This window comes from Bacillus sp. CH_48, assembly GCF_038008465.1.
In the GTDB taxonomy this organism is placed as follows: Bacteria; Bacillota; Bacilli; order Bacillales; family Bacillaceae_G; genus Bacillus_A; species Bacillus_A thuringiensis_S.
Window position 1 is genome coordinate 1935800 of record NZ_JBBOZF010000001.1, and the last position, 16272, is coordinate 1952071.

The following is a 16272-nucleotide window of genomic DNA, read 5'->3' on the forward strand; positions in this document are numbered from 1 at the left end:
ATATGGAGTGGTTAAAGAGGACTTGTTTTTCTAACCTTGAGAAAGAATCACAGAAAAATCATTTATTACTGTTTATAACGATTTGTAGTTTCTGCCTTGGGATAATCGCGATTGGGTATTATGGATATATTTTTACAGAGAGAGCAATAGCGTTTTGGATTTGTGGTATTTCTGTCGTTGCATTTGGAACGCTTTTTACTTTTATAAAAAGTATGGAATCAGCGTATAAATATATCATGACATTTATGTTGCTTACCATGTCTTACATCATGGTACAAGCTTTTAATGAAAGCCCGGCTGTATTTCAAATGGTTTATTTTACATTAGCTGTTTCACTTATTTACTTAAGTGAGCGCCTCATTTTAATTCTTGGCGGGGTAGCTGTTGTAATCACATTTATTCTTTGTAGCTATTGGCCGAAGCAATTTTTTGCTTATACAGCCTCGTCTGAAGCTGCTAATTTTGCAAGTTTGTTAGCGATTGTAACAATTGCTATGTGGGGCGTCACGAAAATCGGTTCTAATCTGCTCCTTCGTTTAAGTGATGAGAAGCAAGAAGTAATGAGAAAAGCTCAGGAGCTAGAAGAGACGCAAAGGCTTATTGAAGAAACAGTTGTGAAACTAGATAGTAATTTCAATCATTTAAGGCAAAATATGAACACGTCGATGGAATCGATGAGTGAAATTAATTTTGCCTTTGAAGAGGTAGCAGTTGGTACGCAATCACAATCAGAGATGATGTACCGTTCGGTAGAGGTATTGAATGATATGGAGGGAAATATTGAACAAATCATCTCTCAAGTAAGAACTGCATCGGCTCGTGTGGATGAAAGTTTAGACATTTCAAAAGGTAGTGTACATACTTTAAGAAATTTTGAAGCTAACATGAGAAGTTTAAATGATGTTGTTTCACAGTCTGGAATTATATTTAGAGATTTAATGATGCAATCGAAACAAATTAATGAAATTGTAGATGTAATAACGAATATTTCAAGTCAGACGAGTTTGCTAGCTTTAAATGCAAATATTGAAGCTGCGAGGGCAGGTGAGCATGGAAAAGGTTTTGCTATTGTAGCGAGTGAAGTGTTAAAGCTTGCTGAAGAATCAAATCATTCTGCGGGAAGAATTCAAGGGATTTTGAAGGAGTTTAGTAATCAAGCAAGTAAGGTAGAAGTGCAGGTAGAGAAGTCAGAAAGAGTACAAGAAGAGTGTAACGAAATGTTAGCAAGCGTTTTAACAAACGTAACTGATTTAGGGAAGTTTATTGATGCGATTAATAAAGTAATGCGAGAGGTTGTTATTCATCAAGAAAGTTTCCAAGTTAAAACGACGAATATTGTAAAGGATGTTACGCATGCTTCTAACGTAATTCAGCAAACTTCTACAGCTACAGAAGAAGTGCTAGCGAGTGTGGAAGAAGAAAAACATCGAAATGATATATCGGTGAAGACGTTACATACTGTTAGCGAGCAAGTGAAGTTACTAGAAGATATTCTAGAAAAGTAATATTTCTTGAAAAGGGCACACCATGTGTGCTCTTTTTTCATTTAAATGAATACTTGATAGTAATTTAATTGCTTTTCTGCGCGTTTTCTGCCAAGCTTAAGGAGATAAAGTGAGACTAATACCTACTGATTATTAGTTGAACCTCGCAAATAGCGGGATAAAATACTTCAAAGAAAGAATTATATAGGTGACGAATATGATTGAAGTTAAGACTTCTGAACTTAGTGATGGAGAATTTAATAGAGGTGTATTTGCAACTCGTGATATTAAAAAGGGTGAGTTGATTCACTCAGCACCAGTTATCTCTTATCCGAATGAACAGCATGAACACATTGAAAAAACGTTACTTGCTGACTACGCATTTGAGTATGGGGTAAATCATACGGCATTCCTGTTAGGATACGGCATGTTATTTAATCATGCATATAATCCGAATGCAACGTATGAAATTGTCTTCGAGAATCATACTTTTAACTTCTTCGCGTATAAGGATATAAAAGCGGGAGAAGAAATTTTAATCAATTATAATGGTGAAGTGGATGACGATGAGCTATTATGGTTTGATAAGGAAAAAGAAGAGAACGAAAAATAATTTAATGAGTATAGAAAGAGCACATTCTGTGGAATGTGCTCTTTTTTCATTGATGTAAATAAAGTAAAAAGTACAAAAAAATACCACTTTCTTTTTGTATGGTATAGTAAGATACTGAGGGATAGTGTTTTGAAAAAGTCACATATTTTACAAATTGTTGTCTTTCTGATGACATGTCAAGTTTAGTAGTCCATTTGGGTTGCTTTATTATGCAATATATATTTTAATATGAGTGGCACCTCTTATAAATTAAGAGGTTTATAGGTGTCTCGAATTGATTTTGGGTACACTGTATCCACCACTTTAGGTTCTTTCATGTACGTGGGGATATTATGGGCCCGTATAACGGGATAAAATGAATATAGAAATAGAGGAATCGTAAAATGAATATGCAAGAGGTTTATAAATATTTAAGTACGGTATTGCCTGAAGGACATGTTAAACAAGATGAAATGTTAAAGAATCATACGCATATTAAAGTTGGCGGAAAAGCAGATGTTTTCGTTGCGCCTACAAATTATGATGAAATTCAAGAAGTTATCAAATATGCGAACGAATATAATATTCCAGTTACGTTTTTAGGAAATGGATCGAATGTCATTATTAAAGATGGTGGAATTCGCGGGATTACAGTAAGTTTAATTCATATTACAGGTGTTACTGTAACAGGAACGACGATTGTAGCACAGTGTGGCGTAGCAATTATTGATGTATCACGCATTGCATTAGATCATAATTTAACGGGTCTTGAGTTTGCTTGTGGTATTCCAGGTTCAGTTGGCGGAGCATTATATATGAATGCTGGTGCATACGGCGGTGAAATTTCGTTTGTATTAACAGAAGCTGTCGTAATGACAGGTGATGGAGAGCTACGTACTTTGACGAAAGAAGCATTTGAATTTGGATATCGTAAGAGTGTATTTGCGAACAACCATTACATTATTCTTGAAGCGAGATTTGAACTTGAAGAAGGTGTACGTGAAGAAATTAAAGCAAAAATGGATGATTTAACGTTTAAGCGTGAGTCAAAACAGCCTCTAGAATACCCTTCTTGTGGTAGCGTATTTAAGCGCCCACCAAATAACTTTGCTGGTAAGTTGATTCAAGACTCAGGACTACAAGGTAAGCGAATTGGTGGAGTAGAAGTTTCTTTAAAACATGCTGGATTTATGGTAAATGTTGATAACGGAACAGCACAAGATTACATCGATTTAATTCACTTCGTACAAAAGACAGTTGAAGAGAAATTTGGCGTGAAGTTAGAGCGAGAAGTAAGGATTATTGGAGAAGATAAGGAATAACGAAATACGTATGAAGATATGAATTATTTTAAAATAATATTTGGGTATTGTTGACAATTTGTTTTCAATTCAATATAATGGCTAATAATTTAACAAATAACATACGTTGAAAGAGCCCAGTAGCAGTTTGTCACTGTTAACGAGAGAGCTAGGGGTTGCTGGAACCTAGCACAAACAAACTTGCGAATTACACTCTGGAGTATCTTAGGTAATGCTAAGCGGACTAGCAATCGATATTATTGCTAAGAGTGGTATGAGTAGCTATGCTATTTATGCAAACTGGGTGGTAACACGGTGAATAATCGTCCCTATGTCTATCGTAGACATAGGGGCTTTTTTGTTTTTAAAAAATAAAGGGGATGACAAAAGATGAATATTATTGATGAATTAGAATGGCGCGGCGCCGTTAATCAGCAGACTGACGAAGAAGGCTTACGTAAGCTAGTAGAAGAGAAAAAGATTTCACTATACTGCGGAGTTGATCCAACTGGTGATAGTATGCATATCGGACATTTGATTCCGTTTATGATGATGAAGAGATTCCAATTAGCTGGCCATCATCCTGTTATTTTAATTGGCGGGGCAACAGGAACAATTGGTGATCCGAGTGGACGACAATCAGAGCGTCAACTTCAAACGTTAGAAGTGGTTCAGCATAATGTAGATGCGTTAACAGCACAAATGAAAAAGCTATTTGATTTTGGTGGAAATAGCGAAGTGAAGATGGTAAATAACTATGATTGGACACATGAAATAAATATTATTGAGTTTTTACGTGATTACGGGAAAAACTTTAGCATCAATAGCATGTTAGCGAAGGATATTGTAGCAAGCCGCTTAGATACAGGTATTTCTTTCACAGAATTCACATATCAAATTTTGCAAGCGATGGATTTTCACCATTTATACACGAAAGAGGATGTTCAACTTCAAATTGGTGGTAGTGACCAATGGGGAAATATTACGAGTGGTTTAGATTTAATTCGTAAGTTAGAAGGTCATGAGGCTAAAGTATTCGGATTAACGATTCCGTTATTATTAAAATCGGACGGTACGAAGTTTGGTAAATCAGCAGGTGGTGCAGTTTGGCTTGATCCTGAAAAAACGACACCGTTTGAATTTTACCAGTTCTGGGTAAATACAGATGACCGTGACGTAATTAAATACTTGAAATACTTTACGTTCTTAAAGAAAGAGCGTATTGATGAATTAGCAGCGAAGGTAGAAGTCGAGCCTCATAAACGTGAAGCGCAAAAAGTGCTAGCGGAAGAAATGACGAAATTCGTTCATGGAGAAGAGGCGTTATTACAAGCTGAGAAAATTACAGCAGCGTTATTTAGCGGAGATATTAAATCGTTAACAGCTGATGAAATTGAACAAGGTTTTAAAGAAATGCCAACATTCCATTCTTCAAAAGAGACAAAAAATATTGTAGAGTGGCTAGTTGATTTAGGAATTGAACCATCCAGACGACAAGCACGCGAGGACATTAATAATGGTGCGATTTCTATGAATGGTGAGAAAGTAACAGATGTGGGTACGGATGTTACTGTAGAAAATTCATTTGATGGAAGATTTATTATTATTCGTAAAGGGAAGAAGAACTACAGCCTTGTGAAGTTAGGCGAATAGTTTGTGTGAAAGGGGTGGGAGTAGGAAGAATACTTCCACCCCTTTCATATACACAATTTGGACATAAAATAATCAGTAAATTTAGATAATTAAAAGGGTTATATTATTCTTCTGCCGAATATATAAGTTAGAGAAAATTACGGATAAAGTGAAACTTTAATCAGTGGGGGGATTGTTCCTCCCCACTGATTATTAGTTGAACCAATCGGGCTTTTACGGGCAGTTAATCTTCCGACTTCATCCCTGCATTCACTGGATTTTAAGGTGGAGGTTTTACTGCCCGTTAATGCGGGATAAAAATAGCCCGAACCATGCAGGGCATGATTCGGGCTTATATTCAGATTAGTAAGCTAAGCTGAATAGACCTTTAATATGTGATAAGTAACGAACGTTACTTGCTTCTTTCATTAATGATGCTGGTAAGCCTTTAAGTGGAGTATTGCTTGCTCCAATTGTAGCAACCGCATCTTTACGTCCTAGACTAGCAAGTGTTCCAGAGTTTACAGGTGCGAACTCTTCGAATGCTTTGCCTTCTAGTGCTGCGTATAAGTTGTATCCAATTAACTCACCCATTTGCCAAGCGATTTGTGCAGTTGGTGGGTATGGACGACCGTCTGGAGAGAAGACAACAGCGCTGTCTCCAGCAACGAATACGTCTTTGTGAGAAGTAGATTGTAGGTATGCATCAACTGTTGCACGACCACGGTTAACTTCAAGACCTGATTCACCGATTAATGGATTACCTTGTACGCCACCTGTCCAAACGAATGTGTTAGCAACAAGTTTTTGACCGTCTTTTAAGTCGATCTCATTGCCAGCAACGTTTGTTACAGGAAGACCTGTTAAGAATGTAACACCGCGTGCTTCTAGGCTAGTAGTTGCACGTTCGATTAAGTGGTCTGGTAATACTGGAAGGATTTTTGGACCTGCTTCAACAAGAAGAAGTTTAACTTCTTTTGGATTTACGCCGTGGCTTTTTGCAAGTTTAGGCATAATGTCAGCAAGCTCACCAACTAGCTCAACGCCAGTTAATCCGCCACCACCGATTACGATTGTAGCATCAGCTTCGTTTTTCGTTTTCGCGTATTCACGAATACGGTCTTCAACGTGTTTGTAGATTTTGTTTGCATCAGCAGCAGATTTTAATACCATGCTGTTTTCTTCTAGTCCTGGAATACCGAAGTAAGCAGTTTTACTTCCTAAAGCAACTACAAGTGCATCGTAAGATAAAGTAGTGCCGCCAGCTAGTTTGATTTCTTTGCTATCAACAGAGAATGACTCAACTGTTGCGATTTTAAGATCGATATCTTTGCCTTTGAAAAGCTTTGTAAGTGGCATTGCAATTGCTTGCTCAGCAACGTTACCAGCTGCAAGGCGGTGTAGTTCAGTGATGATTTGGTGTGTTGGGTATTGGTTAATCACTGTAACTTGTGCTTCTGATTTGCTGTAATATTTACGTACGTTTAAAGCGGCAAGAAGACCGCCATAACCAGCGCCTAAGATGACAATTTGTTTTGACATAGTATGATATCCCCCGTCTTTACTAATTGTTGTTATAAGTTAAATTATTTATTGTTACGTTCTGCACTAATTTGAAGATATGCGTTCACAAAGCGGAACATTTTTTGTGCTTGTGGATCTTTTAGTAATTTTAATAGACCGAATAGGCCGATAACTTCAGTACTTTCGTCAGCACGATCTTTCGCTTCGATTGCAGTTGCAGCCATGCTTTTCACTGTATCTTTTACAGGTTCTACAAGCTCTGTAATTGCACCAACAGTGTCGCTTTTTAATACTTCATCAGTAGCAACAGTTTGAGCGAAGTCATAAGACTTAGTTAAAATGTTAACAAGCTCAGTTAATTTTGGAAGCTGTTCTACTAGTGTTGTTAATGATTCTTGTACCTCAGGTTTTAACAACTGATCAAGTACATCAAGTTGTCCTTGGCTAGCAGAAATTTGTACAGTTTCTTGTTCTGGCTTTGTTTGAGTCATAGTTTCTGGCATCTCCAATTCTCCTTTACGATAGCAATACTCTTATTTTTTATAAGTAAGATAGTAAACGTTTACGAAACTTTATGCAAAGTTTCACAAAACACAATAAAATGCCTTTAAATATATGGCAGCAAACAAGCTGACATAGATCTAAAACCACATTTTCTTACCTATTGTTTATGAACTGTCCGATACATGGCTTGTCCGCATAATGGAAAAGCTCCGCTACCGGAAAGTGTATATAATATATATCCTATATTATATACTATATGCACCTATGTTAACATAAAAATGATTCCTAATTATTTGATATTGAGTGTATAACCTAGTGCTGACAAGGTATGAAAGCGTATAAAATATTTTGTTTTAGTTAGAAATGTACATATATATATAGAAAAAAAGGAAAAAACGAACAAATTCATGTTCGTTTTTTCCTTTTTTCCTATTATTCACCTTCTGCAATTAGCATCGATGTATTACCTTCTTTTTCAAGATGACATTCGCCCCAAGTACAAAGAGAGTCAAGAATTGATTCTAAAGACCAACCGTAATCAGTAAGGGAGTATTCTACTTTTGGCGGTACTTGGTTGTAGACTTTTCTTTGAATGACCCCGTCGTCCTCTAATTCGCGTAATTGCTGAGTTAACATTTTTTGTGTAATACCAGGCATTAAACGTTTTAGTTCACTCGTTCTTTTTGTGCCTTTCGTTAGATGACAAAGGATAACAACCTTCCATTTTCCACCGATAACCTCTAAAGTCGCCTCTACAGGAATATTGTATTTTTTCATATGAAACCCTCCTTTTATGAGTAAAGTAAGCTTAATAATACAAATGTTACTTTTTAGTACCTATAGCACTTTAAAGTACGTACTTTTTATCATGTTAAATATGTTTCATAATAGCACATGTGAGAAGCAAGTGAGTAGTACGGTACCAAAAAGTGACTATGTTACTTTTTAGTGCCTATCGTACTTTAAAGTGCGTTCTTCAAAAAAGGAATGAAACCATTCATAATAGCATTTGTAAGTATAAAATATATTTTTTAGAAGATAAAAGGGCCTTTTTATCACACTATTATGATTGGATTTCTTGTAATAAGGAGGAATTCAATTGAGTTCATATACAGTACCATCTTCAGAAGTTCAGACGAATCGAAGAAGTATGTTTGCTTTATTAGCACTAGCAATTAGTGCATTTGGGATTGGTACGACCGAGTTTATTAGTGTCGGTTTACTACCATCTATTTCGAAAGATTTAAATGTTTCGGTTACAACAGCTGGTTTAACCGTTTCTTTATATGCATTAGGAGTAGCGTTTGGTGCTCCAGTATTGACGTCATTAACAGCTAGTATGTCGCGAAAGACGTTGTTAATGTGGATTATGATTATTTTCATTATTGGCAATGGTATTGCGGCAGTAGCAACAAGTTTTACTGTGCTACTTATCGCGAGGGTTGTATCTGCGTTTGCGCATGGGGTTTTTATGTCAATTGGATCTACAATTGCGGCTGCGCTTGTACCTGAGAATAAACGTGCAAGTGCAATAGCATTTATGTTTACTGGTTTAACTGTTGCGACTATTACAGGTGTACCAATTGGAACATTTATCGGTCAACAATTTGGCTGGAGAGCATCGTTTATGGTTATTGTGGCAATTGGAGTCGTTGCTTTAATCGCCAACAGTATGCTAATTCCTTCTAACTTAAAAAAGGGTACGTCTGTATCATTTCACGATCAATTTAAGTTGATTACGAACGGAAGACTATTACTTGTATTTATCATTACTGCATTAGGATACGGGGGAACATTCGTAACATTTACGTATTTATCTCCGTTATTACAAGAAGTAACAGGATTTAACGCAAGTACCGTTACAATTATTTTGTTAGTATACGGAATTGCAATTGCGATTGGGAATATGGTCGGCGGAAAATTATCAAATTATAATCCGATTCGAGCGTTATTTTACATGTTCTTTATTCAAGCGATTGTATTATTTGTTTTAACATTTACAGCGCCATTTAAAGTTGCTGGATTCATTACAATTATTTTTATGGGACTATTTGCGTTTATGAATGTCCCAGGGCTACAAGTGTATGTCGTTATCTTGGCTGAGAGGTTTGTACCTAGCGCTGTTGATGTAGCATCAGCGATTAACATTGCAGCATTTAACGCAGGAATTGCTCTTGGTGCTTACTTGGGCGGTATTGTAACGAACTCGTTAGGATTAATTCATACGGCTTGGGTAGGCGGAATTATGGTAGTAGGTGCTGTGATTTTAACAGCGTGGAGCATGACATTAGAAAAAAGAGATCAAGTAAAATAAAAGGAGAGAAAATAAAATGAAAAACTTACAAAGTAAAACAGTATTAAATAATGGTGTAGAAATGCCTTGGTTCGGTTTAGGTGTATTTAAAGTAGAAGAAGGACCAGAACTTGTAGAAGCTGTAAAATCAGCGATTAAAGCAGGATACCGTAGCATCGATACAGCTGCAATTTACGGAAATGAAAAAGCTGTAGGTGAAGGAATCCGTGCCGGTATTGAAGCGACTGGTATTTCAAGAGAAGAATTATTTATCACTTCAAAAGTATGGAACGCAGATCAAGGATACGAAGAAACAATTGCTGCATACGAAGAGAGCTTAAAGAAATTAGAACTAGATTATTTAGACCTATATCTTGTTCACTGGCCTGTAGAAGGAAAATATAAAGATACGTGGAGAGCGCTAGAAACACTTTATAAAGAAGATCGCGTACGTGCAATTGGCGTAAGTAACTTCCAAATTCACCACTTACAAGATGTAATGAAAGATGCAGAAATTAAGCCAATGATTAACCAAGTAGAATACCACCCTCGTTTAACACAAAAAGAATTACAAGCTTTCTGTAAAGAACAAGGTATTCAAATGGAAGCATGGTCACCACTTATGCAAGGTCAATTATTAGATAACGAAACATTACAAGCAATTGCTGAGAAACACGGTAAAACAACAGCACAAGTGATTTTACGTTGGGATCTTCAAAACGGAATAATCACAATTCCAAAATCAACGAAAGAACACCGCATTATTGCAAACGCGGATGTATTTAACTTTGAATTAACAAAAGAAGACATGGAAACAATCGATGCGTTAAACGAAAATCACCGCGTTGGTCCAGATCCTGATAACTTCGATTTCTAAGATTAAAGTAAGAAAGAAAAAAGAGTGCTTTTATGCACTCTTTTTTTGTGCATAAAAATATTTTCTAATTAAATACTACTTAGTATTAAGTTTGTTATTAAGGGGCTGTAAATATGAATATAAAGCAATCGTTCAAACTTTTAGCTATGTTTTTAAGTGTCTTATTTGTATTATTCCCACTTCAAAAAGCATTCGCAGAGGTTATGGACCATACAAAGTATGAAATGGATTGGAGTTATAGTAGGTCAAAGAAGAAACCAATCCGAACAGAACTTATTAAAACGGCAGATGGAAAAATTGCATTTTGCTTAAATGTAGACTTAAAATCTCCGAGCGGTCAAGACTTACCAGAAATGGGTAAAGTAGATATTAACGTGTACCGTGTACTGTTGAATGGATATCCACAAAAGAGCCCACAAGAATTAGGGGTATCTGATTGGAGAGAGGCGCATTACGCAACGCAACTGGCAGTGTGGAATGCGTTAAAACAAATTGATGTTAATGATTTAGATTTCCGCAATAAAAATGTAGAGAAAGTAACGAAAGACATCGTTGCAAAAGCAAACGCTAGTGAAGAGTTACAAGAAATTACGATGAGTGTAACTCCTACAGAAGAACAAGAAGCAGTATTAAAAAATGATTTCTTTGAAACAGGTTTATATACAGTAGAAACAAATGCAAAAAGCGGAACGTATAAAGTGCAAGCAACAGGTGCACCAGCGGGTGTGAAGTTTGCAAATGAAAAAGGCGAAACAAAAACAGAATTTAATGTAGGAGAGAAGTTCCGCATTTTAATTCCGAAACAAACACCAGCTGGTGGATTTAGCTTTAAAGTATCAGGAAATTTAACGAAATTACAAGGGATTGCGCATAAAGGTACACCGACTATTCAAAATGCAGTAGTATTACTTGAGCGTAGTGAAGAGAAAACGAGCCCTGAGTTAGCGGTAAGTTGGAAAAAGGCTGAGGCTCCAAATAAACCAAATAAGCCATATACTCCAAATGAACCGCATAAACCGAATCAATATAAAAGGTAAATAAAAGCATTGGCCTATGCCAATGCTTTTTGTATGCGAGGATTAAAGTTATATTAAGAAAATAATAAAATAGATAAAATAGTGTTTTTACAGAGTAAATTATATTTTAAAATAATATAAATATAACAAAATCCTAACGTTACGATTAATAGATTAAATTCACAAAATTGTAATATTATTCTTGGGGGGAGGCTATTAAATACAGGTAAAAGCGTGTAAAATTCAGTTGGAAAAACTACCTATAGATGGTCATATATGAAGAAAATGTAAGGTTTTATTTTTAGATGTATAGATGACGAGACTAAAATATATCTTTTACTATTTTCCTTTTATGTAAGAAGAGAACTCATCACAAGTAGAGCGAAGTGATGAGGGCGTAATACATAAAAAAATTTACAATATAAGAAAGCGAATACATTTAGAGAAATGCGGTAGTAATTGATATAGGTGCGAGAGGTGTTAGTCTATTCAATAAATGTTTTTATAAAAATAATAGGATTTCTTATTAAATGAATATATAGGATGGTTTGTCTAAAAAAAGGACAGGGGACACAGATTATGTCAAAGCAGAAAAAGAGTAGGGTATTAGTAGCTGGTATTTGTATATCTACATTATTATCACCAGTAGCTTTCGAAGCATCGAAAGGATATGCGGCGCCTTTGGAAGAGAATAAGGGCGGGCAGTTGGAAGAGAGTAAAGAGAATCGTTTGGAGCAGAGAACGTTTCATTTGCCTGGAAAAGGTAGTGTTGAAGAAGAGCAAAAACGCTTAAAAGTACGTTATGTACTTTCAACAAATGAACCAACTGGAATTTATGCTGGTCCAAATGAAGAAATTAAAATTGAAATAAAAGGAACGCAATCTATTAAAGCGTTCATAGGAACGAAGTCATATGATGAAAAAGGGTTTGAAGAATTTGAGTTAAAACCTGGTGAAAATAATATTTCATCTTCAAGAGGTGGAATACTATATTTTTATAACATGAATAATGATGGCGAAGTAACAGCTTCAGTTATTCATGGAGGAAGTCATTTTCCATTATTTGTATTAGGGAAACACACAAAAAAAGATTGGGATGCAATGTTAAAAAAGTATAAAAATCCTTATGCAGTTGAATTGAAGGGTGAGAGAAGTTTAATTACTGCAAGTCCTGAAGCAGTGGCAAACTATATGGGAGAGACGGATCCAGTAGAATTAATGAGGCTACATGATAAGATTATTCGCTTTGAAAATTCTGTAGCAGGATTATCTGAAGATGGTATAGGGGTGTCAAAAGCTCCAAACCACTATATCCAATTTGTTGAAAAGAGAAAACCAGATAAAGATGATTGGATGTTTGCTACTCATTATCATACAGGGTATGTTCCAGAGACTATGGATAGGGTTTTAAATATAAAGAGATTACAAGGAGATGGCTGGGGACCGTGGCATGAAGTAGGGCATTTACATCAGCAAGCTCCTTGGTTTTGGTCAGGTGTAGGAGAAGTAACAGTAAATATATATTCATTATCGGTTCAAAGAATGTTAGGCAATAAATCAAGTCTAGAAGAAGATGGTCATTATAAAAAAGCTTTTGCTTACTTAGATAATCCTGATGCTCAAAAAAAGATGGAAGAATTCGAGAAACTAGTAATGTTTTGGCAACTTGATTTAGCTTATGGAGAGCATTTTTACCCTAATTTACATCAAATGTATCGCTTATTACCAGAATCTGAAATGCCTGCTTCAGATGAAGATAAAAAGCAAATGTTTATTTATATGGCATCGAAAGCGGCTAAACAAAACTTAGTGCCGTTTTTTGAGAAATGGGGATTAGGTCCAAATGATGAGGTTAGAGGGAAAATCGAAAATTTAAATTTACCTAAATTAGAAAAAGAAATATGGAAAGCAACAGATAGTAATATTATTCGTGAAAAACAAGTGAAACCATACGGCGGGCTTCCTTATGGTGAAGCGTCTACTGTGGTACAAGATCTCATCGTTGGTGCGAATTTTAATGAAAATCTAGCAAATAGTCTTGTTCAAAATTTAGGTGAAAATGTAAAAGTAACAGGTAGAATTATGTGGCCGTATTTAGAGGTTGGAAAAAGAGCGGTATTAGTAGAAATTGAGGATGAGAAAGGACAGAGAAATTTCATTTCTGTTCCAGTTAACAGTCTTTATGGAGATACTATGGTATTTAAAGGTTACGGTGATGAGGTAAATTCTGTTATAACGCTCCTTCATGATGAAAAGAAAATCAACGTTTCTTTCGTTGGTAATGAGTTTCATGAGCGCTTTAAAAATGAAAAGTATGTAGGGATTACCTTATATGATAAGGATGGAAATGAAAAGAAAAATATTTCTATAGAAGGGCAAGAAAATTCTAAAAAGGTTGCTTTGCAACTTGAAGGTGTTGAACTTCAATATGGCGATATTATGAAAGTATATCATGCAGAACCAAGTCGTTTCGATTGGTATCAAAGTAATAAACTTGTAGATCAAGGTGGAGCTAAGAATAAAAAAGAAAAGTTCTTTAAGATTACTCCACAAGGATATGAACTAATAGACGGTATACAGGAAGTAGAAGCAGTACCGCAAAAAGTATTAATCGGGGCAGACGCTGAAAAATTAGAAGCGAAAAACTTTGTTCAAGTAAAAGGTGGAGAAGTAATTGGTTTTGTAGAAAAACCAATTACGACAAAGATTGGTGAACAAAAAGTAAAAGTAGAAACGAAAGATCGTTTCGGAAATAAGAAAGTGACGGAAGTGCCAGTAGAAGTAACTTATGGAGATAGTTTACTTGTATATGGGTTAAGCTATGATGGTGACGATATGAAATCAATTATAACGTTGCATCATGATACGAAAAAAATGAGTGCGACAGATACGGATAATTTGATTCATGATTACTTTGGAGATGAGAAGTATTTTGAATTCACCTTGTACAATAAAGAGGGAAAAGAGAAGAAAAATATAGAGGTAAAAGGCTTGGAGAATACAGAAGCTTTTGCCAAGGAAGTAAATGGATTAGCATTTGAATATGGAGATGTGGTGAAAGTATATCATGCAGAATCTTCACGCTTACATTGGTATCAAAAAGGTTTATATGTGGGAGAAGGAAAAAATAAAGAAATAAAAGAATTATTCTTCAAAATTACTGAAAATGGATTTGAGAGATTAGAAGCTCTGCAAGAAGTAACAGCAGTACCACAAAAAGTAGTTATTGGAACTGACGTTGAAAAATTAGAAGCAAAAGATTTTGTGCAAGTCAAAGACGGAGAAGTAGTTGGATTTGTAGAAAAACCGAATACGACAAAGATTGGTGAACAAAAAGTAAAAGTAGAAACGAAAGACCGTTTTGGAAATAAGAAAGTAACGGAAGTTTCATTAGAAGTGGTTTATGGAGATAGCATTGCATATGCAGGAAATGGCGATGATATTGCTTCAATTGTAACTTTAAAGCACGAAGAGAAGAGATTCCATGCAACTGATATGGATAGCGAAATTCATGAGTATTTTAATAAAGAGCTATACATGGGGATCGCGTTATACGATGGAGAAGGAAAAGAGAAAAAACATGTAACAGCAGAGGGACAAGAAACATCAGAGAACTTTGCGAAGCAAGTGAATGGTATACAGTTCGAGTATGGAGATGTAGTGAAAGTATTCCACGCAGAACCGGATCGTTTGAAATGGTATCAAAATAATACACTTACTGGTCAAGGTGAGAAAAAAGGAACAAAAGAACTATTCTTCAAAGTGACAGAAAAAGGTTTTGAGAGAATGGACATGTTGCAAGAAGTCACAGCGAAACCTCAACAAGTAGTAATCGGAACAGATGTTGAAAAATTAGAAGCGAAAAATTTTGTTCAGGTGAAAGACGGAGAAGTAGTAGGATTTGTAGAAAAACCAACTACAGCAAAAGTTGGAAAACAAACAGTAAAAGTAGAAACGAAAGATCGCTTTGGTAATAAGCAAATAACAGAAGTGCCAGTAGAAGTGATTTACGGAGATAGCATTATGTTCTTCGGTACATGGCACGACGAAACGAATATTAAATCGATTGTTACATTAAATCATGAAGAAAAGAAATTCAGTACAACAGATTCAGAAGGTCCAATGCATACTTCATTTGCAGATGAGAAGTATATGGGAATGACTGTGTATGATAAGGATGGAAAAGAGAAGAAAGATTTATCAGTAAAAGCATCGGAGAATACGAAAGTATTTGCAGAACAATTTAATGGAATGACTTTTGAATACGGTGATGTAATAAAGGTATATCAAAGAGAGTTTGATAGATTTAAAGTGTATAAAAAGAATGAACTAATGAATGCGCAGTATGGTGTTCATGAAGTGCTCTTTAAAGTGACAGAGCAAGGTTTTGAGAGAATGGAAGCACAACAAGAAGTAACAGCTATACCGCAAAAAGTAGTAATCGCAACAAACGCTGATAAATTAGATGCAAAAAACTTTGTTCAAGTGAAAGATAGAGAAGTAATTGGATTTGTAGAAAAACCAAATACAACAAAAATCGGTAAACAAACAGTAAAAGTAGAAACGAAAGACCGTTTTGGAAATAAGAAAGTAACGGAAGTACCAGTAGAAGTAACATATGGAGATAGTCTTGTATACCAAGGGCTGGGTGATGATATTCGTTCTATTGTAACGTTAAATCATGATGATAAGAAACTACATGTAACGTCTACAAATGAACAAATTCATAGTTACTTTAACAATGAATTATATATGGGAATTACCCTATATGATCAAAATGGAACGGAGAAAAAACATGTAACAGCAGAAGGACAAGAAACTTCAAAGAATTTTGCTGAGCAAGTAAATGGTATGATGTTCGAGTATGGTGATGTAGTAAAAGTGTATCATGCAGAATCTGATCGTTTAAGTTGGTATAAAACTGGTGAGTTAATTGGAAAAGGGGATGCGAAAAAATTTAAAGAGATTTCCTTCAAGATTACTCAAAATGGCTTAGAGCAAGTACGATAATAAGAAAAAGCTCGTAAAACATTATGTTTTACGAGCTTT

11 protein-coding genes and 1 other annotated feature are annotated in these 16272 nt (G+C 35.5%); of the genes, 8 read left to right on the forward strand and 3 right to left on the reverse strand.

The features are described from left to right. Positions 1 to 2 precede the first annotated feature (2 nt). From N2V92_RS09515 to tyrS, 4 genes are all read left to right on the forward strand, one after another. The gene (locus tag N2V92_RS09515) at positions 3 to 1505 is read left to right on the forward strand and encodes a DUF4077 domain-containing protein (protein ID WP_000455073.1); all 1503 of its coding nucleotides are present in this window, start codon (positions 3 to 5) and stop codon (positions 1503 to 1505) included. A 196-nt stretch (positions 1506 to 1701) separates the two neighbouring features. Further along, positions 1702 to 2097, forward strand: a complete 396-nt coding sequence (locus tag N2V92_RS09520; RefSeq protein WP_000573651.1) for an SET domain-containing protein — start codon at positions 1702 to 1704, stop codon at positions 2095 to 2097. Between the two features lie 383 nt (positions 2098 to 2480). Further along, entirely contained in the window at positions 2481 to 3398 is a 918-nt protein-coding gene (gene murB, locus N2V92_RS09525; RefSeq protein ID WP_042596460.1) for a UDP-N-acetylmuramate dehydrogenase, read from the forward strand. Between the two features lie 97 nt (positions 3399 to 3495). Continuing rightward, positions 3496 to 3711 (forward strand) — a binding site (T-box leader). Between the two features lie 56 nt (positions 3712 to 3767). Further along, positions 3768 to 5030, forward strand: coding sequence for a tyrosine--tRNA ligase (tyrS, locus tag N2V92_RS09530; RefSeq protein WP_001021089.1), 1263 nt, complete (start codon positions 3768 to 3770; stop codon positions 5028 to 5030). Between the two features lie 342 nt (positions 5031 to 5372). Here the strand turns inward: tyrS and N2V92_RS09535 are convergent, their stop codons facing one another. The 3 genes from N2V92_RS09535 to N2V92_RS09545 form a co-directional block, all read right to left on the reverse strand. Then, entirely contained in the window at positions 5373 to 6551 is a 1179-nt protein-coding gene (locus tag N2V92_RS09535; RefSeq protein WP_000043197.1) for an NAD(P)/FAD-dependent oxidoreductase, read from the reverse strand. A gap of 44 nt (positions 6552 to 6595) precedes the next feature. Beyond that, complete coding sequence (locus tag N2V92_RS09540; RefSeq protein ID WP_001115310.1) at positions 6596 to 7036, reverse strand: DUF1641 domain-containing protein; 441 nt, start codon at positions 7034 to 7036, stop codon at positions 6596 to 6598. A gap of 433 nt (positions 7037 to 7469) precedes the next feature. Further along, positions 7470 to 7814 carry a winged helix-turn-helix transcriptional regulator gene (locus N2V92_RS09545; protein ID WP_000760473.1) on the reverse strand — a complete coding sequence of 115 codons (345 nt, stop codon included), beginning with the start codon at positions 7812 to 7814 and terminating at the stop codon, positions 7470 to 7472. Between the two features lie 373 nt (positions 7815 to 8187). Here N2V92_RS09545 and N2V92_RS09550 point away from each other — a divergent pair, with 373 nt between their 5' ends. The 4 genes from N2V92_RS09550 to N2V92_RS09565 all read left to right on the forward strand — a co-directional run bounded on the left by N2V92_RS09550 (position 8188) and on the right by N2V92_RS09565 (position 16233). Beyond that, complete coding sequence (locus N2V92_RS09550) at positions 8188 to 9351, forward strand: MFS transporter (RefSeq protein WP_170264811.1); 1164 nt, start codon at positions 8188 to 8190, stop codon at positions 9349 to 9351. A gap of 16 nt (positions 9352 to 9367) precedes the next feature. After that, the gene (locus N2V92_RS09555) at positions 9368 to 10207 is read left to right on the forward strand and encodes an aldo/keto reductase (RefSeq protein ID WP_000793558.1); all 840 of its coding nucleotides are present in this window, start codon (positions 9368 to 9370) and stop codon (positions 10205 to 10207) included. A gap of 113 nt (positions 10208 to 10320) precedes the next feature. Then, entirely contained in the window at positions 10321 to 11244 is a 924-nt protein-coding gene (locus N2V92_RS09560; protein WP_001022528.1) for a thioester domain-containing protein, read from the forward strand. 558 nt (positions 11245 to 11802) lie between these two features. Then, positions 11803 to 16233, forward strand: a complete 4431-nt coding sequence (locus tag N2V92_RS09565) for a putative mucin/carbohydrate-binding domain-containing protein (protein WP_042596455.1) — start codon at positions 11803 to 11805, stop codon at positions 16231 to 16233. Positions 16234 to 16272: the final 39 nt, after the last annotated feature.

Excerpts from the sequence above, each read along its gene's own strand:
- N2V92_RS09555 (WP_000793558.1), top strand. The coding sequence starts at position 9,368 with ATGAAAAACTTACAAAGTAAAACAGTATTAAATAATGGTGTAGAAATG.
- N2V92_RS09545 (WP_000760473.1), bottom strand. The coding sequence starts at position 7,814 with ATGAAAAAATACAATATTCCTGTAGAGGCGACTTTAGAGGTTATCGGT.
- N2V92_RS09550 (WP_170264811.1), top strand. The coding sequence starts at position 8,188 with ATGTTTGCTTTATTAGCACTAGCAATTAGTGCATTTGGGATTGGTACG.
- tyrS (WP_001021089.1), top strand. The coding sequence starts at position 3,768 with ATGAATATTATTGATGAATTAGAATGGCGCGGCGCCGTTAATCAGCAG.
- N2V92_RS09520 (WP_000573651.1), top strand. The coding sequence starts at position 1,702 with ATGATTGAAGTTAAGACTTCTGAACTTAGTGATGGAGAATTTAATAGA.
- N2V92_RS09515 (WP_000455073.1), top strand. The coding sequence starts at position 3 with ATGGAGTGGTTAAAGAGGACTTGTTTTTCTAACCTTGAGAAAGAATCA.
- murB (WP_042596460.1), top strand. The coding sequence starts at position 2,481 with ATGAATATGCAAGAGGTTTATAAATATTTAAGTACGGTATTGCCTGAA.
- N2V92_RS09560 (WP_001022528.1), top strand. The coding sequence starts at position 10,321 with ATGAATATAAAGCAATCGTTCAAACTTTTAGCTATGTTTTTAAGTGTC.
- N2V92_RS09535 (WP_000043197.1), bottom strand. The coding sequence starts at position 6,551 with ATGTCAAAACAAATTGTCATCTTAGGCGCTGGTTATGGCGGTCTTCTT.
- N2V92_RS09565 (WP_042596455.1), top strand. The coding sequence starts at position 11,803 with ATGTCAAAGCAGAAAAAGAGTAGGGTATTAGTAGCTGGTATTTGTATA.
- N2V92_RS09540 (WP_001115310.1), bottom strand. The coding sequence starts at position 7,036 with ATGCCAGAAACTATGACTCAAACAAAGCCAGAACAAGAAACTGTACAA.